A 23,603-nucleotide genomic window follows, 5' to 3' on the forward strand; every position below is an offset into this window, starting at 1 on the left:
TACCCAAATTTTCCCATCTCAGCAATCTTCAGAGCGGTACATTGCTCCCGCCACATGCGACTTGTGTCCGTGATGGGAGAAACTGAGACCTTGAGCAACACTGACAAAAACATCGTTATTCTTGCCACTCTGGATTCCAAGGGGGAAGAGGCCGCATTCCTAAAGCGGAGGCTCGCGTCGCTTGGTCGATCTGTTCTGGTCGTCGATGTTGGAACTTCAGGCGAGCCACGAGTCCAGGCTGATATTTCCAGCTCCGAGGTCAAAGAACGCATCACTGGAGATACACAAAGCTCAGACCCCGCCAAAGCGTTGGCCGCAATGGCCGAGGGGGCTGCGGTGCTGATCAACGACATGTTCGAAGCAGGCACGATTGACGCGGTTGTCGGTATTGGCGGCGGCAAAGGCGCGGGCCTCTTTCACCAGGCCACAAAGGGTCTGCCCTTTGGGTTTCCCAAGGTCCTGATTTCAAGCGGGCGACCGGCCCTGTTGGCAGAGATTGCCACCACCAGCGACACAATCCTGATGCCCACCCTTGTGGACCTGTTCGGCATCAACCGGTTCTCTCGCGCCGTGCTCGAAAATGCCGCCAATCTGGTGTCAGGTTTGGTATGGCACGCGCAGGAAGCCGAGGATGAAAAGACCATCGCCGTAACCGCCTTTGGTGTCACGACGCCCGCGGTTGCCGAAATAAAGCGCATTCTGGACCGGGCGGGATATACAGTCATCGTCTTCCCTGCAAACGGTGCCGGGGGGCGCACGATGGAAGTCCTTATTGCCCGTGGCGTATTTGACGGTGTGATTGACCTGACAACAACAGAGATTGCGGATCTGGTTTTTGGCGGGACAGCAAGTGCTGGCGCGGACAGGCTATTGGCAGCGGGCGCTAAGGGGATACCGCATCTCATTGCACCGGGCGCCGTTGATATGGTCAATTTTGGCCCGCCTGAGACTGTTCCGAACCAGTTCAGCGACCGGATCACGTACCGCCACACGCCGATGACGACACTGGTGCGCACCACGCCTGCGGACATGGCCGAGATCGCACGGCACACGGCGCAGAAAGTGAATGCAGCCCAAGGTCCGGTCGCGGTTTTCTGGCCGGGCAAAGGCGTGTCAGACTACGACCGGGAGGGGCACGATTTTCATAATCCATCTGCAAATGCAGCGTGGCGGGACGCCATGATGGCGGCGCTTTCTCCCTCAATCCAAGTGACCGAAACAGACCACCACATCAATGACCCAGCGTTTGCCGCGCTTTGCGCAGACTGGATGATGACGCAATTGGAGAGAGCGACATGAAAAACTTCTCGCGCAGTGAGATTCTTGCACGCCTTGCGACGGAAACCGACGCGGGGCGCCCCATCCTCGGGGCAGGTACAAGCTGTGGCCTCATCGCCAAATGCGCGGCTTTGGGCGGGGCTGACCTGCTTATCGTCTACAGCACGGGGCGCTCGCGCCTCATGGGCTTGCCTACCAGCAGGATCGGAGACTCGAATGCCAACACCATCGAGATGGCGGTGGAGATCCGGAATGTGGTTTCCGACACACCTGTTATTGGCGGGATTGAGGCGTGGGACCCAACACGCATGGATCTCGATCAACTGCTGGACGACTTTCAGGCCGCCGGTTTCTCTGGCGTGATCAATTACCCGACCATCTCCACCATGGGAGAGACATGGCGCAAGCGCAGGGGCAAGGTAGGACTTGGCTGGAACCGCGAGGTTGAACTGATCGAGCGCGCTGTTGCCCGTGACATCTTCACCATGGCCTATGTCGCCACGGTTCAGGATGCGCTTGATGTGGCCGAACGGGGTGTTGACTGTCTTGTCCCACATGTCGGTGCCACCGGCGGCGGTCTGGTCGGGCACGAAACGGGCAGCAAGATCGACGAAGAGATCCGCAAGATCTTGGAAATGATCGACGCGGTTTCGGCCAAGGGGCATGGGCCGGTTTTCCTCTGCCATGGCGGCAAGATTGCCGAGCCTGCCGACACTGCCCGGATTTATCGGGAAACAAGCTGCGTCGGCTTTGTCGGCGCTTCTTCCATCGAACGCATCCCAATCGAACGCGCCGTCAAATCGGCAGCCGAAGAGTTCAAGTCCATTCCATTCGCCAAAGGTGAGCAACAATGACCGCTGAGAAAACTGTAGATTTCCTCGTGATCGGAAGCGGCGCAGCCGGGGTGAGTGCGGCCATCTATGCGGCCTCACAGGGCAAATCCGTAATGCTGTGTGAAAAGGCCAAAAAGATTGGCGGCACCACCGCATTGTCAAACGCCATGATCTGGGTGCCCTGCTCCGACCACGCGAAAGCGGCCAACATAGATGATACACTTGACCGCGCCCGGACCTACCTCAAGGGCGAGCTTGGCAATTACTACGACGAGGCGAAGATTGATGCCTATCTTGACCGCGGCCCGGAAGCGGTGCGCGCGATTGAGGAACACTCCGACATCAAGTTCGTTCTGGCGGGTGCGCCTGATTATCATTCCTCCCGCGAAGGCGGTGTCGACAAAGGACGCGCGCTGAGCCCGGTCCCTTACGACGGACGCAAGCTCGAAAAGGACTTCGACCTGATCGGTGACCCTATCCGCGTTGTTCTGGGCGGCATGATGATCACGTCAAGCGAGATCAAGCATTTCTTGAATCCCTTCAAATCAACCACGGCCATGGCGCATGTTCTGCGCCGCGTTGGCCGGTTTGCAAAGGATCGCCTGAGCTATTCACGGGGGACCGAACTGAGCGGCGGGAATGCCTTTCTTGCGGCTGCCCTGATCAGTCTGCGCAATCTGGGTGTTGACCTGCGGACCGGCTGTGCGATGAAGGAGTTGATCGTTGAGGACGGTCGGGCGGTTGGTGCGACACTCTCCGAGGGCGGGGCCGAGACCAAAGTGCTGGCCCGTGATGGCGTTGTCCTGGCCACAGGCGGCTTTGCCGCGAGCGCCGATCTGCGCGCCGAGATCGGGGCGAAACACCGCCACGATGTGACCCTTTGCGCCAAAGAGGCCGAGGGGGACGGCATCAATGCGGCACGCGATGTGGGCGGGGCGCTGGATACGAACATTGCGAGCCCGGGATTTTGGACACCTGTGTCGCGCCTCAAGAACAAAGACGGCTCCACCGCCATCGTGCCTTACGGCTGGCTGGACCGCGGTCGCCCCGGGGTGATCGCCGTGGGCCCTAACGGCAAGCGGTTTGTGAATGAATCGAACTCTTACCATGACGTGTGCATTGGCCTCTTCGAGAACGGCTACCCTGATGATGAACGGTTCTTTTTCATCTGCGAGGAGGCGTTTGTGAAAAAGCGCGGCATGGGTGATATCCTGCCCTGGCCCTGGACGCCGAGCCTGGCCAGCTACATCCGCCGGGGCTATATCCAGCGCGGTGAAACACTCGAAGACCTGGCGAAAGAAATCGACATCGACGCGGGCGCGCTGAAATCCACAGTGACGCAACACAACGAAAACGTAAAATCGGGCATCGACCCGGATTTCGGGCGGGGACAGTCTGCCTTTAACAAGGCTCTGGGCGACGCGACCCTGGGTCTGAAGAATCCCAATCTCGGGCCGATCCAAAACGGACCGTTCATTGCACTTCGGATCGTTCCGGGAACTTTGGGAACAGCGGCCGGCCTGAAGACGGATGCGCGTGCGCGCGTTCTGCGCGATGATGACAGCGCGATCCAAGGGCTTTATGCCTGCGGAAACGACGCCAGTTCAATGATGGCGGGCATCTATCCCGGCGCTGGCATTACCATCGGCCCTGCAATCGTTTGCGCTTACCTGGCCGTTGAAGATGCCATCAAGTCGCAGAGTGAGGTCGCCGCGTAGCCAAGCTCAGGTGATGATGTTGTATTTCTTGATCTGATTATAGAGCGTCTTGCGTGTAACGCCGAGATGCTCGGCAGTCTTTGTCCGATTGAGGTTGTTCAACAAAAGCGCCTGAACAATCCGGTCGCGTTGCGAGATGCGCTTGCCTTCGGTCACGGTCTCACCGCCTCCGAGATACGAGACCAATTCAGGCTCGCTGCAATTTCCGTTCTTCGCGATCATCATCCAAGTCACCGCCTTTTGCAGCTCGGCTAGATTGCCGGGCCAGTTGTGCCGTATCAGCATCCGAACGATATCGGGCTGCAAATCCGCCTCATCTGCGCCGATCTCTGCCGTGAAGCTTTTGGCCAAAAGCGGGATGTCTTCCAGGCGGTCGCGCAAAGGTGGGATTTCTACAAGTTGGTTGTCATTCTCCTTGAGCAGAGCATTCGGGAGCGTTCCCTTCGCTTCACTCAGGACCAGAACGAAGGTGGCAGAGCAGTGTCGGGCGCGGGTATCTCCTCCTGTTCGGTACTCACCAGCCGACAGAATCTTTTCCAGTGTCTGACGTTCCTCTCGTGGCAGTCCGTCAAACCCGTATATCGTTATGACATCCGCCGCGACGGCGAGTTCCAGAACGCCGACTTTCCGCCGAAGGCGTATATCACTTGCGGACCCCAGAAGCTCATCGAGGCCGTTCTTCGAACGGGTCATGTCAATGTCCCAGCGTCTGCCTTTGCCCTTTGACACAATTCTCTTCGCAACCATCTCTGCCACTGTCCGGCGCCCGGTGGACGTTTCTCCGGATATCAAGATGAGCCGCGCTTCATCGCGAATGGCGACCTCAACACGGTTGAGCATTTGGTCCATTGCGCCTGAACGGCAGATGATCCCGTAGCGTTTGCTGTACCTGTTGAGGCGACGTTCCAAATGTTCGACACGGTCCTGTAGAACTTCAATCTCGCGAAACGAGGCGACGCTGTTGAGCAAGGACTTTTCCAATGGCGCTCTATCCATCGCGGACCCGCCAATAAATCCATCGATGCCCGCCCTGCGGCACAGTTTTTCAAGTTCGGCACCACCGGAAACAGGACCACCTCCCAAGTAAACAGTAAGTGATCTTTGCGGGCGGCGCACGCTGTCCACAATCCCCTTCGCGGCCAGAGCGAGTTGTTGCAGGGCTTCGTCCTTTACCCCTTCCTCCTGAATGCTCGGGTTCAGTCCAAAGTTGATGCAAAGCGATGTGACCCCGGCCTCGACCATGCTGACGGCTTCTGTACGGCTTCGAACATACCCTATGGTGTCGAACCCATCTGCCTTTGCGGCCGTCAGGAATTCGATTTCTCTTTGCAAACCCAGGCCATGACTTTCCAATTCTGCGGCGCGTGCGCCAAAATGGAACACGGCCGGAAAATTTGTCAGCCCGACAATCTTCAATGCGTGCAATCGGCGCAAAAGTGCGTCGACGTTTAAACGCGGATCAAAGAGCGGTAAACCAACGTAGACAGGTAGCGCGACACGGGGCACCAGTTCGTCCGACGCAAGCTGAAGGGTCACTTCAACCGGGTCAAAGATCGGCAACAAAGACGCCGGAGACGGGATCCCCATAGAGCGCAGCTTTCCGGCACCGAGCGCCAGAATGAAATCAGCGCCAGCATTTTCGGCGGCGTGAGCCGCCATACCTGACCCAACGGCGGCGCCTACGCGAAATCTCTCTCGGTTTGATCTCATTTGCCCCGATCCGGACGTGTTTGCTTGTTCGGATAAGTTACCCAAATTTACTCACTAAGCTGAATAATTGAGGCGCGACCTGCCGTCCAGACCATAAGCTGAGGTCAGAAAGGTGCCTCAGGGCATGCACTTTAGGGAGGAAAAAGTGAAACTAGCTCATAAGGTAACCATAACGTCGGCAGTAGCGGCGCTCATGTGCACAGCTGCTTATGCCGAAGAGTTCGATTGGCGGAAGTTCGAAGGTACTGAAATCACGTGGGCCTACGACATTCACCCCTATGCTGATGCGGTCGTCGCTTATCTGGACGAGTTCGAGGAACTGACCGGCATCAAGGTCAACGCCGAACTTTACCCGGATGACACCTACTGGGGTAAGTTGAACATTCAGCTTTCCACGGGCTCGCCCGATTGGGATGTTGTCGGCACCGGTATTCAACCTGCCTGGGATGTCACGCCAGCCGGTCAGCTTGCGCCGTTGCGGGGCCTGATCGAAGACCCCAGCATGACCAGTCCCGATTATGCCTACGAAGATTTCTTCCCGGCCCTGAGACGTGCCTGGACCTGGGATGTCGCCGAAGAGAAAATCATCGATACGCCGGATGGCGAAATTTGGGGCATCCCGCATGCCTTTGAAAACATGCAATTGATGTACCGGACGGATGTTTTAGAGCGTTTGGGTGTTGAGCCCCCGAGCACACTTCCGGAACTGACAGCCGCATGCGAAAAAATCACGGCTGCAGATCCCAGCATCACACCATTGGCAGTTCGCGGGGTACGCTTTTGGAGCTCAATCCATACTGCGCCAATCTCGATCGCCCAATCCTATGGTGTAAGCGACTTCGTCGGCTCGGGCGACGATCTGGATACCGCGCTGGACGGACCGGAATCGATCCGTTTCCACAAAGACTATGTGGCAATGATCCAGGCTTGCGCGCCAGACAGCTGGGCCAACGACAACTGGTATCAGGTGGTTGATGGCCTTTCGACCGGCACAACGGCCATGGCCGTAGACGCGAATATGTTCGGCTTCTGGAACAATATCGAAGGTGCATCGGATGCTTCGGGCAAGATCGCCTTTGCTCCGCCGCTGACGGCGCCGGACAACGATGAGTTCGCGTCAAACATCTGGATCTGGTCGCTTGCGATCAATGCAGCATCCGAAAAGCAAGGGGCTGCCTGGTATTTCATGCAATGGGCCACATCCAAAGAGATGAACGTGCGCGGTGCGACAGACGGCAAGCTTGTGAACCCGCCGCGAGCCTCGACATGGGAAGCGCAGGAATGGATCGACTACGCAAACCAGCCTGAGTTCAACAACTTCTACGACACGTTCAACACAGTTCAGGAAAGAACTTCGCTGCTGTTTACCCCGCGTTACGGGTTCGGCACGGCCATGAATGCCTGGGCTGTTGCCATGCAGGACATGGTTGGTGGCGCGGATGTCGAAGAACGTCTGTCGGAGCTTGCTGAAGAAATTCGCGACGAGCTTAACTAATACCTCCCTGTCGACTACGGTCGATACCTTGTGACGGCGGCGTCATCGTCGCCGTCACTTTTTTAGCCGGTTGTCGGAGGCAGTCCAATTGGCCCGAAAGACCCAAAAATCTGGAAACCTCTTCCTCCTCATAACCCTGCTACCCGCAGTGCTCATTCTTGGCGGATTTATCCTTCTGTTCTTCTGGGGCTTCTACCAGTCGCTGACCGACATGCGGTTCGGGCGCGCGCGGGTGGACTTTGAGGGGTTCGGAAACTACGAGCGTCTCTTCAGTCGCGGGCGCTTCTGGGACTCGGTGTCCGCAACCGCGATCTACGCGTTTTCCGCTGTCACCTGCCAGGCGATCCTAGGGCTGGCAATCGCCAAGCTCTTCAACACGAAGGCGTTGCTCGCCAAGTGGCTGCGCCCCGCAATTCTCTTGCCTTTGGTTCTTCCGCCCCTGTCGGTCGCACTGATGTGGACCGTCATGATGAACCCAGAAACCGGCGTTCTGAATTATTTCCTGAGCTTTATCGGTATTGAGAATTTCTCATGGATATCAAAGGCTGAGACGGCCATGTTCGCTATCGTTTTCATCGATGTATGGACCTTTACGCCGTTCTTTGCGTTGATCATTTTCGCGGGCCTTCGCGGGATTACGCCCGACATTATCGAGGGTGCCAGAATGAACGGCGCAAAGGCCTGGGGTATTTTCTGGCGGATCGAACTGCCAATGGTGCTGCCCTACATCGTCCTGGCAGCGCTGTTCAGACTGATCGATTCCCTTAACCAATTCGACATCATTTTCGGGACCACCCAAGGGGGGCCCGGCAATGCGACTGATGTGCTGTCGGTTTCGGCTTATTTTACCGCGTTCCAAAACCTTCATTTCGGTCGAGGTGCAGCGATCATGATCGTTAACTGGGTGATGGTGCTGATCACTGCGATGGTCGTCGTGAAATTGTGGCGCTACACAAGAGAGAGGGTAAGCTGATGCGGCCCAACCTCATCTTGTCTGCTATCCTGAACGTACTGGTTCTCATTGTCGTTGCTGTTCTGGCATTTCCAATCATCTGGATCGTTATGAACTCCTTCAAGGAAGCGGCGGATATCAACGCCTATCCGCCCGTGTTCCTGTTCGAGCCGACACTTGAAAACTACAAGGTTCTTTTCGACATCGCGGATGCCAAGGCTACCAATTACGGCACGCTCAAGGTCGAGTTCTTCAAACCGGTATTCAACAGCGTGGTCATCGCGGTCGGGGCCGTGCTGTTGTCGCTGATAGCTGGTGTGCCCGCTGGCTATGCACTGGCGCGCCACCATTTTCGAGGCAAGGAGGACCTGGCCTTTTTCATTCTTGGCTTCCGCTTCGCGCCGGTGCTTCTGGTCATCATCCCCATGTTCCAGTTCTTTCAGGCGGTTGGCCTTTATGACAGCTATCTTGGCATGATCTGGGTCTATCAGCTTGTGACCCTTCCCATGATCATCTGGCTTGCGCGGTCTTACGTCGAGGATATCCCGCTTGAGATCGAGGAAGCCGCGGCCATCTGTGGTGCCAGACGACCGGAAATCACGCTCAAGATCGTTCTGCCGCTGCTGCGTCCGGGCCTCGTGGGCGCATCGCTGCTGGTCTTTCTTCTGGCTTGGCACAACTTCGCGCTTGGTCTGATCCTGACCGCTCAGAAGACACCTGTCACGGTGGCACTGTTGAAACTTCTGAACCCGGGCATCAACTTTTATCCAGTTGTTTCCGCAGGCCTCGTCGTTTCGATGATCGTCCCAGTCATCCTGATCGTTCTCGGTCAGCGCCATTTGGAACGCGGCCTTACTTTCGGAGCCCTGAAATAATGCGACCTCTTGTCTTTGTCGGAACGACCAACCTCGATATCGTCTTCTACTCCGCCAACCTGCCGACGGTCGGCCAAAGTCTCATGGGCACTATCGAGGAATTTGGCGGGGGGAAAGGCGCCAATCAGGCGGTTGCCGCAGCCCGGCTGGGCGGCGCTCCATATTTCGCGACCATGTTTGGCGAAGATGATGCGGCCGACGCATTGACCAAAGGTCTCGCGGATTTTGGCGTCAGAACCGACAAGATCCGCCGCAAACCCGGCACCGCATCCGGTAAATCGCTGATCTTCGTGAATTCCAAAGGCAGCAATATGATCGGCATCGACGCAGGCGCCAATGAGGCGTTCGATCCGGACGATGCCCGGGCGGCCCTCGAGGACGTGCCCCAGGACGCCGTCGTTGTGGTTGAGATGGGCTTGCCTGCCGAAACCTGCCGTGCCGCGTTTGAGGCCAAGGGAAACCGGTTTCTAATATTCAATCCGGCGCCGGTCCGGGCTCCGCTCACCGAAGAAGACTGCCGGTCTATCGATATGATCACCCCGAACGAGACCGAAGCGCAGGAACTGACCGGGCTTCCGGTGACGACGGTTGACGAGGCGTTTGTAGCCGCAAAGGCGCTGCATGACAGCGGGGTTGCAGGGGTCGCCATCACTTTGGGCGAAAACGGCGTGGTGTATCTGGATGCCAACCATCACATCCACCAACACGCCTTTCCGGTTGACGCCGTGGACACGACGGCGGCCGGCGATGCCTTCAACGGTGCACTGGCCACAGCCATTGCCAAGGGTTTCGACATTGAGGACGCGCTCAGCTTCGCTGTCGCGACAGCAAGCCTGAGTGTCACCCGCAAAGGGGCGCAGCAATCCATGCCAACAGAACAAGAGGTCAGAAACTTCATGGCCCGACAAAAAGGACGAACCAAATGAGTATTTTTGATCTGAATGGCAAAACTGCCCTCGTCACAGGGGCATCCGGTGGCATCGGGCTGGCTTTGGTCAAAGGCTTTTCGGATGCCGGTGCAAAGGTGGTGGCTACTGATCTGGACCCCTCCGCTGTTGAGGCGGCGACGGCTGGGAATGCGAATGTCATGCCCGTGACCCTTGATGTCTCTGACGACAAGGGCATCAAGACAGTTCTTGCCAATGCGCGTGAAATCTTCGGCCCGGTCGATATTCTGGTCAACAATGCCGGCGTCAAATCCGCCGAACGTCTGATGGATGGGGACAGGGCCAAAATTCAGCGCACCCTGGCGATCAACACCGATGCCGTCCTTTCCCTGACGCGCCTTGTCTTTGAGGACAGTCTGAGGGACCGGGGCGGGCGCATCATCAACATCGGTTCTTCGATTTCGTCACGTGGCGCGGTGTTGAACTATCAGGCCGGAGGTGCGGATTACTGTTTCTCCAAGGCCATCGTGCATGACCTGACGCAGCTGATCGCCTATGAGGCCGCTCCTGCCGGGGTGACCGTCAATGCGGTCGCTCCGGGGATTGTGCACACGCCCCTGCACGGAAGACCGGCGGAAGAAACCGAGGAGCGCCACGGCGGACGCATCCCTCTGGGCCGTATCGCGATGCCCGAGGACATTGTGGGCGCCGCCGTCTTCCTCGCAACAGGGGCCGCTTCCTACATCACCGGACAGGTGCTGCATGTGAATGGCGGTATGGTGATGAGCGATTGAAACGAAGATGACCGATTGGCCCAAAATATCCGCGATCATCAGCGACCTGGATGGTGTGACCTATCGCGGCGATGACCCGATTGAGAGCGCCGTGGACGCCTTTCAGCAGTGGAACAAGAACGGCTTCCCCTACGCTTTCGTTACCAACAATTCGACCAAATCGGCCGAGGAATTTGCCGACAAACTGAACGGGATGGGCATTCCCGCATCGCCCGAGCGGATCATCACCACCTCTGCGGTGGCCGCGGACCGGCTGGCTGCGCTTGTCGCGCCCGGATCGCGCGTGATGGTCATCGGTGCCACTGCGTTGCGGCGTGCCGTGGAACAACGCGGGTTCGAGATCGCGGATGAGGATGTCGCCGCCGTCGTTGCGGGACTGGACCGGGCCTTTACCTTTGAAAAACTGGCCCGGGCACAAACCGCCCTCATGCAGGGTGCGCGGTTCATTGGCACCAACCCGGACCATATGCTGCCCCACGGCGGTGGTTTCGAGCCGGGCGCCGGGTCGATCCTGAAAGCGATCGAGACCGCCTCCGGCGTGGCCCCCTTGATCATCGGCAAACCGGAACCCGATCTTGTGACCATGGCGCTGGCCATCCTCGGGACCGATCCCGCGTCCACCTACATGCTGGGCGACCAGATCATGACCGATATCATGGCCGGTCACAAGGCCGGATTGCCCACCATTCTGGTGCGGACCGGTGTTGCGGAAAAGGGCCCGTTCCCGATCCATCCGGATTTCGACATCGAAACGCTCGCCGCGATTCCTCTCGTGGCGACACAATAAAACACAGGCGCAAAATGGCAGACGTAAGCACATCAAAAATTGTCAAGAAATACGGAGCATTCACTGCCCTCCATGGCGTTGATCTTGATATCGAGGACGGCGAGTTCATCGTATTTGTCGGCCCTTCCGGCTCCGGAAAATCGACGTTGCTGCGCTGCATCGCGGGCCTGGAGCCGATTGAGAGCGGATCGGTTCGCATCTCCGGGCAAGACGTAACGCACGTCGACCCGGCCGACCGCGATTTGTCCATGGTGTTTCAGAACTACGCGCTCTTCCCGCACATGTCTTGCCGGGGGAATTTGGAATTCCCGTTGAAATCCGAGAAGGTTGCAAAACCGGAGATCGACACGAGGGTCGAAAACGCCGGAAGGCTTCTCCACATTGAGCAGCTTCTGGATCGTAAACCCTCGGAACTCTCGGGCGGTCAACGGCAGCGCGTTGCGATCGGGCGCGCCATCGTCAAGGAACCCAAGGTCTTTTTGTTCGATGAACCTCTGTCGAACCTCGACGCGGAATTGCGGATCAATATGCGGTTGGAAATCACCAAACTCCACCGCCAGCTCAAGAATACGATCATCTATGTGACCCATGATCAGGTCGAAGCGATAACCATGGCGGATCGCATCGTGGTCCTGCGCGACGGGCGCATCGAACAGATTGGCACGCCGCATGAACTGTATTTCCATCCGGCGAACCAGTTCGTCGCGACGTTCATCGGTGCGCCCCAGATGAATCTGGTGCCGTGTCAGGTTTCAGATACGGGCAACGGTTCCGGTGTTTCTGTCACCGTCGGAGATCAGTCGGGCGTCAGCTTGCCGGTCGAAGGGTCCGTAGGTTCCAACCCCCAAGCGACCTTCGGTTGTCGCCCCGAGGATATCCAGTTCGAAGATCCGGGCAAGGAAGCCGTCAAGCTGTCCCTCGTGGTTGATGTGATCGAGCATCTCGGCGCGACAACCAACATCTACGGGTTGGTGCAACTATCAAAGGAACTGTCTATCGAAATTACGGTCGCAACCCAGTCTCGTGTCGTTGCGACAGAAGGAGACGCTTTGAATGTCTGGATCGCCGCCGAGGACAGTCACCTGTTCCAGGCTGACGGGCAGTCGTTCAAGCGTAACATTGTCGCACCAGCCTGGAGCTAAGAATTGGCTTTCATTGTCGCCGCACAGCTATGGAACGATTGCGAAGGTGGTATCGCCTGGGCATGCAACACAAAGCAGCAACCCCCGGTTGGTGCTCGTCCCCACCCTTCTTCGCGGCCCTGACAATCCTCAATCAACGTCCAGTCTGAGCACGGTCAACGATAGCTTCTACTGTGAGGCCAAAATGCTCGTGAAGCGCGTCTGACTTCGCGGACGCGCCAAAGCCCGACGTGCCGATGAACGCATCCTCTGGCCGAAGCCAACGGTTCCAGCCAAAGCCCACCGCAGCTTCAACAGCGATCCTTAGCGCTTCGCTGAGGACATTCTGCTGGAAGGCAGGACTTGCTTCTGCAAAGATATCCCAACTTGGCATCGAGACCACTGCGGCGTTGATACCGTCTTGCGCCAGACGGGTCGCGGCCTCGCGGATGAGTGCGACTTCGGTGCCTGTGGCGATGAGCGTGACATCTTGTTTGCCGTCCGGTTCATGCAGAACATATGCCCCGTTTCGACAACGGTTTTCCCCCGTATCGGACCGAACCGGGGGGGCATCTTGCCGGGAAAGGGCCAGCATGGACGACCCATTCTGGCGCTCCAGCGCGATTTGCCAGCGCTCGGCGGTTTCAATCGCATCCGCTGGTCGGAAGAGCGTCATCCCTGGCATTGCGCGGACACTGGCGAGGATTTACACGGGTTGGTAGGTCGGTCCGTTTGAACCGACACCGATAGAATCGTGACTGAACAGATGGACAACGGGCAGACCCATCAAAGCCGCGAAACGCATGGATGCAAGTTCAGAACCGCTGAAGGCAAGGCAAGTGGCGCAGACCGCCTTGGTCGGCGATCCCGTTGACCATCGCCCCTATCAGATGCTCGTGGACATCACAGTGGATGTAAGTGCCGGAACTGTCTTCCGAGGTGCAAGCAACGCGGGATCGTGTGTGGATACTTGCGTCCAGGTCCTGATACCCATAACTTGATTAAATTGAGGTTCGATATCTTTGGTTTTTCCCGGCCACAACGGGACAGATCATCGATAAGCAAATCAAACCTTTCCATAATTCCATAATTCCATGATTGACCAAAATGCGCGACTTTCGCAAAGTCGGCTCCACCTGCTTCTCAATTGTTGAAACAGAACGCAGCGAACGATCAGTTTGAGATTCACCCAGATCGGCGCGTTTGAACGGCCGGTTCGGTGAAATGTGCTGCACTGCCAAATGGGTGACGCTGCAAATGCGAGTGTTTTCTGCGTCAGCTAAAGCTGCAAGTGCACAAGTCCGGTTTGTCCGCATAGCGGACACCTACTATTGTTAAGAGGAATGTTCGCTCGCGGCCCATTCCCGACCTCCATCACATAACCGCAATGCCGCGATGCGGCCCACTATTCCCGCCATTCGCTGCGAGCGCAAATTCAGGGATGCGAACGGACGGTCCACGAAGAATACTGGGGTCTACACCTTCAAGGCTGATTGCCGCTATTGGTGTTTTCACCGAGGGATTGTCTGGAGAAGGTGGAATCGAAATCGGAAGGCTGGTTTCTTGCTGTCGATGGATTTCCACCCCGCTCTTGGTGCGTGTTGTTCGTGGATCAAGATGATGGATCCTATGCTTTTTCGCTAAGACAGATACCTTCGAAGATGCACGAAAACAACTCAAGAGAGAATTCAGGAATTTCTTTCGCTTTATTCCTAAAACACGTTAGACTAGGTCAAAAAAAGTTGAGCAGCACATCGATAAGGCTGAAAAATCAGTCTAAGATAGGAATGAGGCAATGGGGCTCCTGAACAAGCTGGTATCTGCAATTGCGCTGTTGGCACTGGCAGTGGCCGGTAACTACTTTGCCGTTTCGCTCTTTAACGGCGTTGAGTTCATATTTGGGTCAATTGCAGCTTTGGTCGCCCTGCGGCTCCTGGGGATCGGTTGGGGCTGCGCAATTGCGTTTTTGGCGGGAATTGTCACCTATTTGAACTGGGGTCATCCATGGGCGATGGTCATCTTCACTGCGGAAATTGCTATCGTCGGCCTGTTGATGCGGCGTACGGACAATATGGTGCTGGCAGTCGCCCTCTTCTGGCTCATCATCGGTCTGTTGATGGTCAAGGTCTTCTACAACGATGTTATGGGCCTGCCTTCGGGAACGGCCTGGTATATCGGTTTGAAACAAGGCGTAAACGGCATTTTGAATGCTGTTGTCGCCGCTCTCTTGCTGGAAGTGGGCCGCAGATACGTTCCATCGCTCAGACGTCATCTGCCGAACATCTGGTTTAGTACCCTTATATTTTACGTGATCACAGCTGTGGTCGTGGTCTCTTCGACGATGTTCATCACATCGGAAACGCGTGCTGAGTACAGGCGGTCGGTTGAGAGCATGTCTCATGCCATGACCATGATCGGCGGATGGACAAAAAGAGAGCTTGAAGCAGGAACGGCCCCAGAGTTTTTAACGGATCGGTTTGACGCAACCCTCAGACCCGTTCTCGCAGACCTTGATCAGCTCTATTACCCTCTGCCGATGATCGCCGTCGGGCTCATCCATGATGATGGATCCACCACGACTTTCCGCGGCGTTCTTCGGAGTGCCGCAGGCAACGGAACAATATTTCTTGGCGACTCCGGAGTGGAACAATGGGAGCCGAACACAGAGATGTCGGGCCTGAACCGTGCCCTGAAGGGTGTCTACTTAATCAACTTTCCCCTACCGGACTTCCCCGAGTATCGCGAAATTCGCGTTGAGATTTCAGCCCAGCCAATGATCAAATCTCTCGAAGCTGCCGGGCGTCAAAACCTGACCCGCCTGGCGCTCATTATCCTTGTTGTCATGATCGTTTGCCGTTTCCTGACGCTCTGGCTCACACAGCCAACGCAAACCCTGGCGCGTGCAAGTGACGGGATACTTGCGAATATCATGAAAGGGCGCAGTGTGCCCGAACTGCCAAGCAGCGGAATTCATGAATTTGAAGCGCTGACCGCCCATATGCGGGGTATGTCCGCCCAGCTCACCCAGGCGTTCAGTGCGCAACGCGACCTTAATCATACGCTTGAAAAACGTGTCCAGGCCCGCACGGCCGATCTTGAACTCATGTCACAGGTTGCAAAGCAGACCACAAACACGGTCATCGTGACGGATGCAGAGGGTCTGATAACCTGGACGAATGACGCAGCAACAGACCTTACGGGGTATCCCCTGGCGGAGCTGAGAGGGAAAAGACCGGGGGACATTCTTCAAAAAGTACCACCGCGCCATGATGTCCTTGAAAAGATGCGCAAGGGGATCAAGCGCAAGCGCGGATTTCATGTTGAGATGATCAACCATAAGAAAGACGGGACGCCTTACTGGGTGGAAGTTCGGTGCAATCCGACATTCGACAGCCAGGGCAATCACACCGGGTTTATTGCAATAGAAAATGAGGTGACCGCAAGGCGGGAAACGTCGCGGGCGCTGGTCGATACCCTTGCCAGGCTGGATCTGGCAACCGAGATGGCGAAAATAGGGGTCTGGAGTTATGAGCTCAAATCCGACGAGCTTGAATGGAATGAAGAAAACCACCGCCTCCACGGCATTTCCGAGACGACAAATGATATTTATTCTACATGGGCGGCACGGGTTCAGCCAAAAGACCTTTTGGATATGCAAGAGCTTTTGCGGAATGCTCAGGTTGAGCATGCGGAGGAAGTGAGCTTTGAATACCGTTTCGATCATCCGGAACTGGGGGAGCGGATCATATCAAGCAGTGTTCGGATTACATCCAGAGATGAGAATGGACTCCGCCGCTACACAGGTGTGAATCTCGACATCACGGAGAGCCGTGAAGCGAGCCGGAAACTTCAAAGCGCTGCCGCCAAAACGGCCGCAATCCTCGACAATGCACATGACAGCATCATCACGATCGACCCGTCAGGGACGATTATCTCGTACAACCGTGCCGCTGAAGAAATGTTTGGATACGGTGTGAACGAAGCCATTGGCCGCAATGTCAGCCTGTTAATGGCGGCAAATCACGCCGCTGATCACGATAACCATATCGAGGCCTACATGAATGGCCGCGATGCGCGGATGATCGGGCAGGTTACAGAAATGGAAGCCAAGCGCGCGAATGGCGAGATTTTTCCGATCGAACTTGCCGTATCGAGAACGCAGGACGAAAGCGGGGTCGTCTTTATCGGAATTATCCGCGATCTGACGGAACGACGCCGTGTCGAGCAGATGAAGTCTGAGTTCCTCGCCATGGTCAGCCACGAACTCCGGACACCGCTGACATCAATCCACGGGACATTGTCGCTGATCAAAGGGGGTGTTTTTGGCAAGCTTGATCAGAAAGCTGACAAGATGCTCACCTCGTCCCTCGGGAATGCCGAAATGCTCGGAACGATGATTGATGAGATTCTGGATCTCGAAAAACTGACATCCGGAAAAATGGAGGTCTTCATCGAGAAAGCAGGCCTTGTAGCATTGATGGACCGTGCCATGGGGTCCACGAAACCTTATGCTGATCGCTTTTCTGTTGATCTGGAATTGAATCAGCCGGTGCCTGATGTGCACATCAATATCGATGAAACGAGGACGATACAGGTGCTGACAAATCTCATTTCAAACGCGGTCAAGTTCTCTCCGGAAGGAAGCAAAGTCACCGTTGATGCCAAACAGTCCGATGGCTGGGTACGCATCTCGGTGATTGATCGGGGCATCGGCATCGCGGAAGAGAAGCAGGATATGCTGTTCCAGAAGTTCTCGCAAATTGACGCAAGTGACTCTCGGAAAAATCGGGGAACCGGCCTTGGTTTGGCTATCTCTCGCGAGTTGACTGAAAGCATGGGAGGGCGGATCGGCGTGACCTCGGCAGCAGGCGAAGGGTCAACTTTCTGGGTGGAGTTCAGAACCAGCGATACGCCAGCTAACGCATCCCATGATACTACGCCCGAATTGATGAAGGTTGCCCATGAATAATTTCAAGAAGATCGTCTTTGTCGAAGATGACCCGGATGTCAGGGATCTGATAGATATGGCCCTGAATGTTGTCGGGGGGCTGGAGGCGACGGGTTTCGCCAGCGGGGCGGATGCTGTCGAAGAGGCATCGGACTGTGAGCCACAATTGATACTTCTGGATGTCATGATGCCAGATATGGATGGGCCGACGACGTTAAAGAACCTACGGACCCAACCGAAACTGGCGAACGTGCCGGTCACGTTTTTGACCGCAAAGGTGCATCCCAAAGAGATCGAACGTCTTCGCAGCATGGGGGTGGACGCCGTTCTCGCGAAGCCTTTCGACCCAATGACATTGGCGGCCGACCTGCAGACGATCTGGGAGGAAAGCAAGGCCTGACGCCTTACTGTGGTTTTCATCTTGCAATAAGGACATGCAGTTCCCGAGCGCTTCTTATCTGCAATGTGTTAGATGTCTGAGCCAGATCAGACATCTGAAAAAGATTTGACTCGGAAACAGCCCGTATGGCTGGAGCAAAGTCCAGAGTTTTGGCTTTTGAAGGCACACGTCACCAAATAACCCGATTGATGCCGTATAAATTGATTGCTGATGTGCTTTGGCAAGCTAAGGTGGTAGAAAACACTGGGGTCGAGCCGTGAGCAGACAGTCAGAAGATACGCACGAAGGGTCTCTCAAATCCAAGCCGAAGGTCGCCATCGGCATTGTGGTTGCCGCTTTGCTTTCTGCCCTGATCTACAGTCTGGACTCGGTCCGAAGCTCCAATTTCGAAAAAATGGAACGCGCCAATGCCGAGCGGCTTGGTGAAAAAGTGCGCCACAACCTCGAACTTGCCTTCTTGGATTATGAGGTCAGAGCCCGTGGGTTGACGACGGCGTTTGAGCTGGATGACACGATTGATCAGGGCCGGTTTTCGCGGCTTGCTCAGAGTTTTAGTTTACAAGACAGCGCCATTCTCAACATGGCCTATCTTGAAGACGCCGTTGTTCTTTTCGTGCATCCCTATGAAGAGAACAGGGAGGTCGTTGGCCTGGACTTGCGCAGTCTCAATGGTCAATACGAAGCGCTGGAACGGATCAGCCGAACAGGCCAGGCCGAAACACAAGGACCGGTGCGATTGGTGCAGGGGCCGCTGGGCCTGATTTTGCGAATGCCGGTCATCAAATCTGATCAAGGCGAAAACGGCACGATTGCAGGTGGCGTGGTCTCGGTGGTGATTGATGCGGAACGCGTTCTCGAAAAAGCATTGAGTGCTGCAGAACTGCTGGACTTCGATCAGGGCTATTTGGTGGCGTTTACCTCCGTGAAAACCAACGGCGAAATGGTTGGTGCCGCCGGTGTTTTTGACAGCGATCCTGTCACCGAGGAATTGTTGCTTCCTGGCCTGAGCCTGAAGATTGGTATCGTTGCCAGGGAAGGTTGGGGCGCGAGATACTCGAGACCCTGGTTTCTATACTTGGGCCTGATCTCAATCGCGCTTTTAACCATTGGCACGTTGCTGACATTGCGGCGCCAAAGCGCAGAGCGCCGCCACGCACAAGCCCAACTCAACACCGCGATAGACAGCCTGACCGATGGCTTCGTGATCTACGATGCCGATGATCGTCTGGTTCTCTGCAACAAGCGGTATCGGGAAATCCATGAGAAATGTGCCGACGCCATCAAATTCGGTGCCAAGTTCGAGGATATACTCAGGCTTGGGATTGAGCGCGGACAGTTCCCGGGCGCAATAGGGCGTGAAGAAGAATGGTTGGCGGAACAACTGGAGAAACCGGAGGGACACGGTCGGGAATTTGAAGTAGCGCTTGATGATAACCGCTGGATGAGGGTGATTGATAAGACGACACCAACCGGTGGGCGCATCGGATTGCGGATTGACGTCACCGAACAGGTTGAAGACCGCATACGTGCCGAATTCGCAGAGCAGAAGGCTCAACGGTCCAGAGACCTTCTGCTTATGGCGGTTGAAACGCTGCCTGATGGCTTTGTGCTTTATGATGCCGATGACCGCCTGGTTCTTTGCAACAAGAGATATAAGGAGATCTACAACAAAAGCGCCGAAGTGATGGTGCCCGGCACGCGTTTTGAAGATATCCTGCGGTTTGGTCTTGATAACGGGCAATATGCCGATGCGATCGGGCGGGAAGAAGAGTGGCTGGCGGATCGGTTGAGCGCGCACAAACATGCGGAAACGACCATCGAGCAGAAACTTGACGACGGGAGTTGGTTGCGCATTCTCGAACGTTCAACACCCGATGGTGGCCGCGTTGGGCTCAGGATCGATATCACCGAACAAATCCGGAGCCGCAATCGTGCGGAAAAGGCCGAAAGCCGCCTGCGTGACGCGATCAACGCCTTGCCTGCGGGCTTCTGGCTTTTTGACGCCAACGGCCGACTCGAGATGTTCAACGACAAGTATCGGGAGCTATACGAGAAATCTTCGCCCGCGCTAAGGATTGGCGCAACCTCGAAGGAAATCCTGCAATATGGTCTTGAGCATGGCGAGTACCCCGAGGCAGCCGGGCGGGAAGAACAGTGGCTACAAGAGATCACAGACAGGATTGAGCGTGGCGAGTATGAGTGGGAGTACCCGCTTCAGAGCGGCAGGTGGATCCGGTCCTACAATCAGCCGACAAGTGATGGTGGCCGCGTCGGCATACGGATCGACATCACCGAACTGAAGCGGCAGCAGTCCGAACTTCAGGCCTCCAACGCTCAGTTGCGCAGTGCCCTGACCGAGCGGGACGCGGCGGAAAGACGGTTTCTGGACGTGGCCGAAATCAGCAATGACTGGTTCTGGGAACAGGATGAAAACCTGCGTTTCACCTATGTCTCCGGCGGGTTTGACAAGAGTCTGGACATTAATTCGGAAAGTCTGATCGGTAAGTCCTATCCGGAGTTCTACAAAGACATGCCCGTGGTTCTTGAGAGTGCGGACTGGCGCTGGCTTGAGGCCAAGATGACCGCCCGCGTCCCTTTCCGTGACTTCGTCTACCGCGCTGTCGAGGCGCCTGACGCCAGGAAATGGGTACGTATCAGCGGTGCGCCGATCTTTGATAAAGACGGCGAATTCCGCGGCTACCGTGGGGTTGGTTCAGACGTTTCAGTGCTCAATAACGCCTTGCGGGATGCCCGTGCAGCAAGCATCGCAAAGACAGAGTTCCTTAGCATGATGAGCCACGAGTTGCGCACTCCCCTGACGGTGATCCTCGGCTACAATGCGTTTCTGTCCAACCCCGAGCTTCTGTCGAGCGTCAAAACCTTCAGGGCCCGGCTCGAAGAGGACCAGGTGATTACCGACATGGTCGAAAAGGACCTGGATTCCGTCACTGGGGAGGTCGCGAAATTTGCCCAAAAAATGCAGGGGTCCGGAAACCATCTTCTCAATCTGATCAACGATATGCTGGACCTGGCCAAGATCGACGCCGGTAAACTTGTGATCGAGCGGCAACCGGTTTCGCTGACTGAAGCTGTCAAGCTGGTCGTCGAGCAATTCGCCAATAGTGCTGATGAAAATGCGCTCGAACTGACGGCGGAAACGCATGGTGAAACGGTGCTGGGCGACATGTTACGCCTGCGTCAGGTTCTGATAAATCTGGTTGGGAATGCTCTTAAATTTACCGAGCAGGGCTATGTCAGGATTCACACCCGAGAACGTGGAAAATGCGTGGAAATCGCCGTGGAAGATAGCGGTCCTGGTATACCCGAAGACCAGCTGAAAACGATATTTGATCAATTCTCGCAAGTCGACTCTTCGGCAACAAGGCGCAAAGGAGGCACAGGACTTGGCCTGTCCATATCAAAGCGCCTCGTCGAGTTGCAGGGCGGCACGCTGACAGTCGAAAGTGAGGTCGGAAAGGGAAGTATCTTCACTTTCACGATGCCGTTGGCACCGGCCAATTGGTCCAGCAGCGAAAAATATGGCTCCGAGGTTGCGTGACAGGCGGGTATTGTCATCGGTGAGGCGAAAACGAATTGCGCGGCAACAGTTAACTCTCGGCCGGGATGGGCCTCTTGATCGGCACCGGGCCATACATGATGTTCGCCTGCCTCTAAACGGAGGTTAACCTGTTGAATACTCAATATAAATAAACCAATTTTCAGGTTCTCGTTACCCAGACTTTGATCCTGGCAGCTATCGTTTCATCTGACAAAACCAAAGGCCTCCACAGTGTTGAAAAGGACATTTCTTGTCCCGGCATATGTCTGGAATTCCCGCAGAGCGCATTGTTTCCAAATTCCCTACAATCGCCTTAATCTGGACGCATTTCGACTTCAGGTTGTTCAGAAATGGTAAGCCCAACGCTTATGGGTGCGCGAGCTGAAAAATCAATGCTTTGAAGGGGAAGAAAAGTGCATTTGCTGGCAGTGGACGATGATCCTATCATACTGGAGTTACTTGAGGAATTTGTTAACTTCATCGACGGGCACACGATGGAGACCGCAAGCAGTGCGGTGGATGCGCTTGACTTGCTGGCACGTCCGGATGGTGAAGTGTTCGATTGTTTTCTGCTTGATATCCAAATGCCGGGCACAGACGGGATAGAACTTTGCAAGATCATTCGCGGCCGTCCCGATCACCGCTCCACTCCCATTCTCATGCTCACGGCGATGTCGGATAAGGCCTATATCGACAAGGCTTTTGCCGCCGGGGCAAGCGATTACATCACCAAGCCCTTCGAAGTTGAAGAATTGCGGGGGCGTATCGGCCTTGTCGACAGTCTGATCGCACAGCGCAAGGCTGATCGTGGCCCTGATCTGCCACACGAGAACCAGGCTGACCCTGATACGAACGGTGCCACGACGGGGGTCAAACCACCCCTGCACGAACCGATGGCTGTTCATAACGTGGATGGTGTCATCGAGCATCAGGCCCTTGAGAACTACGTGTCGCTTCTGTCTCGCAAGCAATTGTTCGGATCGACTGTTTTTGCGTTCTGTATTCGCGGCATTCAGGATCTCTACGAAAAAACCAGCTGTTTTGAATATGAGTGCATCGTCACCGACGTTTCAGATGCGATTTCTGCCAGCTTGGAGAATAATCAGTTCCTCATCTCCTATGCGGGCAACGGTGTTTTCGTTTGCATCGTCGAGCAGGGCTGGCAGCCGGACCCATCCTCTCTCACCGATAGCGTGAATCTGACATTGCATAAGATGGGTTTGTTCTACAATGACGGCAAGCCGATGAACGTTTCCGTTTCCGTGAGCGAAATGGTCCGTCTGGTGTGGAAATCCGGAGACAAGGCAGTGGACGCTTTGGCAACCGTTTATGAAAGTGCCGAACGCGAAAGCAAGCTTTATGCACGAAACCTCGAGGACTTCTGGTACGACAGGCACTCTGCATGACCACGGCGGAAGGAATGATGCCAGGACTGGCCCGCATCAGGGCGCGCTTTCTGGATATGCTGGATCAGCGAGAGCAGCGTCTCTCACAGGCCATCCGTATCGCGCGGGCGACTTCCTCGCGCGGCGAACGGATAGCGGCGTTGACCGAGTGCCAGGAAATCCTCCACAAGCTGGCAGGCACAGCGGGCTCGGTCGGACTTCCTGAAATCGGCAAAAAGGCGCGCCGTTGCGAAGAGGCCATTTTCGAACATCTCGACGGAGATGACTGTTCTTCAGAAACCGTGCATGGGTTACTGGATTGGTTCATGGATACCTTGGCCTCCATGCCAGAGCGGCAGTGTCATGGCAGGGCTCAATACGAGCACTAAAACTATCTGTGTAAGCTGCCGATCATCTGCTTTGCTCAGCTTTCTGGCTCGGACGGGAATCAGAACTGATAACGGTGTTGCCGCAGGACGGTTGCAATCTCTGCGCTCAGTTCCAGTGGATAGAATGGCTTAATGATCAATCCAATCGCGCCCGGCGACGTGTATTGCCTGATCCCGTCAGATTGCATGCGGACGGTCATTTAGATCAAGGTCGCAAGTTCATCGGCCTGTGCTTACTCTTTGACGATGTCGAGTTCAAAGCTCTCTGCTATCGGTCGTGTCGACACAGCAACCACTTCCTCTAACTCCGGACTACAAGATGCGGTCGCTGCGCAAACTTGAGTAAAGCTGTCCGTCGTCAGGGATTTTGGGACAGATGGCGGCCTGAGCTAAGAGAGGGTCTGGCGCATCTGGTTGTTGTGATTATGCGGCGGATTTGCGGTGGAGCAAGCGTCGCGTTTCGATGGTCTTT

At 55.8% G+C, this 23,603-nt stretch carries 17 protein-coding genes and 1 pseudogene; 15 read left to right on the forward strand and 3 right to left on the reverse strand.

The window, feature by feature from the left end:
- The first annotated feature begins 54 nt into the window (after positions 1 to 54).
- Genes V6N02_RS21050 through V6N02_RS21060 form a run of 3 tightly spaced genes read left to right on the forward strand, consistent with a single transcriptional unit; the run spans position 55 to position 3,829 of the window.
- Positions 55 to 1,299 (forward strand): Tm-1-like ATP-binding domain-containing protein, encoded by a 1,245-nt coding sequence (locus tag V6N02_RS21050; RefSeq protein WP_371229248.1) that lies wholly within the window; start codon positions 55 to 57, stop codon positions 1,297 to 1,299.
- Entirely contained in the window at positions 1,296 to 2,132 is an 837-nt protein-coding gene (locus tag V6N02_RS21055) for a phosphoenolpyruvate hydrolase family protein (protein ID WP_371229250.1), read from the forward strand. Before V6N02_RS21050 ends, V6N02_RS21055 begins: the two co-directional genes overlap by 4 nt.
- Positions 2,129 to 3,829 (forward strand): FAD-dependent oxidoreductase, encoded by a 1,701-nt coding sequence (locus V6N02_RS21060; RefSeq protein ID WP_371229253.1) that lies wholly within the window; start codon positions 2,129 to 2,131, stop codon positions 3,827 to 3,829. The genes V6N02_RS21055 and V6N02_RS21060 overlap by 4 nt, the downstream gene beginning before the upstream one ends.
- Before the next feature lie 6 nt (positions 3,830 to 3,835).
- Here V6N02_RS21060 and V6N02_RS21065 read toward each other — a convergent pair whose 3' ends face one another.
- Complete coding sequence (locus tag V6N02_RS21065; RefSeq protein ID WP_371229294.1) at positions 3,836 to 5,539, reverse strand: phosphoenolpyruvate hydrolase family protein; 1,704 nt, start codon at positions 5,537 to 5,539, stop codon at positions 3,836 to 3,838.
- A gap of 112 nt (positions 5,540 to 5,651) precedes the next feature.
- Here V6N02_RS21065 and V6N02_RS21070 point away from each other — a divergent pair, with 112 nt between their 5' ends.
- The 7 genes from V6N02_RS21070 to V6N02_RS21100 all read left to right on the forward strand — a co-directional run bounded on the left by V6N02_RS21070 (position 5,652) and on the right by V6N02_RS21100 (position 12,471).
- Positions 5,652 to 7,034 carry an ABC transporter substrate-binding protein gene (locus V6N02_RS21070; RefSeq protein ID WP_371229256.1) on the forward strand — a complete coding sequence of 461 codons (1,383 nt, stop codon included), beginning with the start codon at positions 5,652 to 5,654 and terminating at the stop codon, positions 7,032 to 7,034.
- An 88-nt stretch (positions 7,035 to 7,122) separates the two neighbouring features.
- Positions 7,123 to 8,007 (forward strand): carbohydrate ABC transporter permease, encoded by an 885-nt coding sequence (locus tag V6N02_RS21075; protein WP_371229259.1) that lies wholly within the window; start codon positions 7,123 to 7,125, stop codon positions 8,005 to 8,007.
- Positions 8,007 to 8,861 carry a carbohydrate ABC transporter permease gene (locus tag V6N02_RS21080; RefSeq protein ID WP_371229262.1) on the forward strand — a complete coding sequence of 285 codons (855 nt, stop codon included), beginning with the start codon at positions 8,007 to 8,009 and terminating at the stop codon, positions 8,859 to 8,861. Before V6N02_RS21075 ends, V6N02_RS21080 begins: the two co-directional genes overlap by 1 nt.
- Positions 8,861 to 9,787, forward strand: coding sequence for a ribokinase (locus tag V6N02_RS21085; protein ID WP_371229265.1), 927 nt, complete (start codon positions 8,861 to 8,863; stop codon positions 9,785 to 9,787). Before V6N02_RS21080 ends, V6N02_RS21085 begins: the two co-directional genes overlap by 1 nt.
- Positions 9,784 to 10,542, forward strand: a complete 759-nt coding sequence (locus V6N02_RS21090; protein WP_371229268.1) for an SDR family NAD(P)-dependent oxidoreductase — start codon at positions 9,784 to 9,786, stop codon at positions 10,540 to 10,542. Before V6N02_RS21085 ends, V6N02_RS21090 begins: the two co-directional genes overlap by 4 nt.
- Positions 10,543 to 10,549: 7 nt before the next feature.
- Positions 10,550 to 11,329, forward strand: coding sequence for an HAD-IIA family hydrolase (locus tag V6N02_RS21095; protein ID WP_371229271.1), 780 nt, complete (start codon positions 10,550 to 10,552; stop codon positions 11,327 to 11,329).
- A gap of 14 nt (positions 11,330 to 11,343) precedes the next feature.
- A complete protein-coding gene (locus tag V6N02_RS21100) occupies positions 11,344 to 12,471 on the forward strand; it encodes an ABC transporter ATP-binding protein (protein ID WP_371229273.1) in 1,128 nt (375 codons plus the stop codon).
- A 133-nt stretch (positions 12,472 to 12,604) separates the two neighbouring features.
- Here the strand turns inward: V6N02_RS21100 and V6N02_RS21105 are convergent, their stop codons facing one another.
- Positions 12,605 to 13,045, reverse strand: coding sequence for a transketolase-like TK C-terminal-containing protein (locus V6N02_RS21105; protein ID WP_371229296.1), 441 nt, complete (start codon positions 13,043 to 13,045; stop codon positions 12,605 to 12,607).
- Positions 13,028 to 13,303 (reverse strand): annotated as a pseudogene (locus V6N02_RS21110) (transketolase); the annotation flags it as partial. The gene V6N02_RS21105 and the pseudogene V6N02_RS21110, both read right to left, overlap by 18 nt.
- A gap of 942 nt (positions 13,304 to 14,245) precedes the next feature.
- Here V6N02_RS21110 and V6N02_RS21115 point away from each other — a divergent pair.
- From V6N02_RS21115 to V6N02_RS21135, 5 genes are all read left to right on the forward strand, one after another.
- The gene (locus tag V6N02_RS21115) at positions 14,246 to 17,419 is read left to right on the forward strand and encodes a PAS domain S-box protein (protein WP_371229276.1); all 3,174 of its coding nucleotides are present in this window, start codon (positions 14,246 to 14,248) and stop codon (positions 17,417 to 17,419) included.
- Positions 17,412 to 17,798, forward strand: a complete 387-nt coding sequence (locus V6N02_RS21120; protein WP_371229279.1) for a response regulator — start codon at positions 17,412 to 17,414, stop codon at positions 17,796 to 17,798. The genes V6N02_RS21115 and V6N02_RS21120 overlap by 8 nt, the downstream gene beginning before the upstream one ends.
- A 394-nt stretch (positions 17,799 to 18,192) precedes the next feature.
- Complete coding sequence (locus tag V6N02_RS21125) at positions 18,193 to 21,357, forward strand: PAS-domain containing protein (RefSeq protein ID WP_371229282.1); 3,165 nt, start codon at positions 18,193 to 18,195, stop codon at positions 21,355 to 21,357.
- A 413-nt stretch (positions 21,358 to 21,770) separates the two neighbouring features.
- Positions 21,771 to 22,763 (forward strand): response regulator, encoded by a 993-nt coding sequence (locus V6N02_RS21130; RefSeq protein ID WP_371229285.1) that lies wholly within the window; start codon positions 21,771 to 21,773, stop codon positions 22,761 to 22,763.
- Complete coding sequence (locus V6N02_RS21135) at positions 22,760 to 23,131, forward strand: Hpt domain-containing protein (RefSeq protein ID WP_371229288.1); 372 nt, start codon at positions 22,760 to 22,762, stop codon at positions 23,129 to 23,131. Before V6N02_RS21130 ends, V6N02_RS21135 begins: the two co-directional genes overlap by 4 nt.
- Positions 23,132 to 23,603: the final 472 nt, after the last annotated feature.

Origin of the sequence: Roseovarius conchicola (assembly GCF_041403425.1) — a bacterium.
GTDB lineage: Bacteria > Pseudomonadota > Alphaproteobacteria > Rhodobacterales > Rhodobacteraceae > Roseovarius > Roseovarius conchicola.

What these genes read in the sequence shown, in the direction of transcription:
- V6N02_RS21095 (WP_371229271.1), top strand. Translation starts at nt 10,550, where the DNA reads ATGACCGATTGGCCCAAAATATCCGCGATCATCAGCGACCTGGATGGT.
- V6N02_RS21120 (WP_371229279.1), top strand. Translation starts at nt 17,412, where the DNA reads ATGAATAATTTCAAGAAGATCGTCTTTGTCGAAGATGACCCGGATGTC.
- V6N02_RS21125 (WP_371229282.1), top strand. Translation starts at nt 18,193, where the DNA reads ATGGAACGCGCCAATGCCGAGCGGCTTGGTGAAAAAGTGCGCCACAAC.
- V6N02_RS21105 (WP_371229296.1), bottom strand. Translation starts at nt 13,045, where the DNA reads ATGCTGGCCCTTTCCCGGCAAGATGCCCCCCCGGTTCGGTCCGATACG.
- V6N02_RS21060 (WP_371229253.1), top strand. Translation starts at nt 2,129, where the DNA reads ATGACCGCTGAGAAAACTGTAGATTTCCTCGTGATCGGAAGCGGCGCA.
- V6N02_RS21135 (WP_371229288.1), top strand. Translation starts at nt 22,760, where the DNA reads ATGACCACGGCGGAAGGAATGATGCCAGGACTGGCCCGCATCAGGGCG.
- V6N02_RS21050 (WP_371229248.1), top strand. Translation starts at nt 55, where the DNA reads ATGCGACTTGTGTCCGTGATGGGAGAAACTGAGACCTTGAGCAACACT.
- V6N02_RS21065 (WP_371229294.1), bottom strand. Translation starts at nt 5,539, where the DNA reads ATGAGATCAAACCGAGAGAGATTTCGCGTAGGCGCCGCCGTTGGGTCA.
- V6N02_RS21055 (WP_371229250.1), top strand. Translation starts at nt 1,296, where the DNA reads ATGAAAAACTTCTCGCGCAGTGAGATTCTTGCACGCCTTGCGACGGAA.
- V6N02_RS21100 (WP_371229273.1), top strand. Translation starts at nt 11,344, where the DNA reads ATGGCAGACGTAAGCACATCAAAAATTGTCAAGAAATACGGAGCATTC.
- V6N02_RS21080 (WP_371229262.1), top strand. Translation starts at nt 8,007, where the DNA reads ATGCGGCCCAACCTCATCTTGTCTGCTATCCTGAACGTACTGGTTCTC.
- V6N02_RS21115 (WP_371229276.1), top strand. Translation starts at nt 14,246, where the DNA reads ATGGGGCTCCTGAACAAGCTGGTATCTGCAATTGCGCTGTTGGCACTG.
- V6N02_RS21085 (WP_371229265.1), top strand. Translation starts at nt 8,861, where the DNA reads ATGCGACCTCTTGTCTTTGTCGGAACGACCAACCTCGATATCGTCTTC.
- V6N02_RS21090 (WP_371229268.1), top strand. Translation starts at nt 9,784, where the DNA reads ATGAGTATTTTTGATCTGAATGGCAAAACTGCCCTCGTCACAGGGGCA.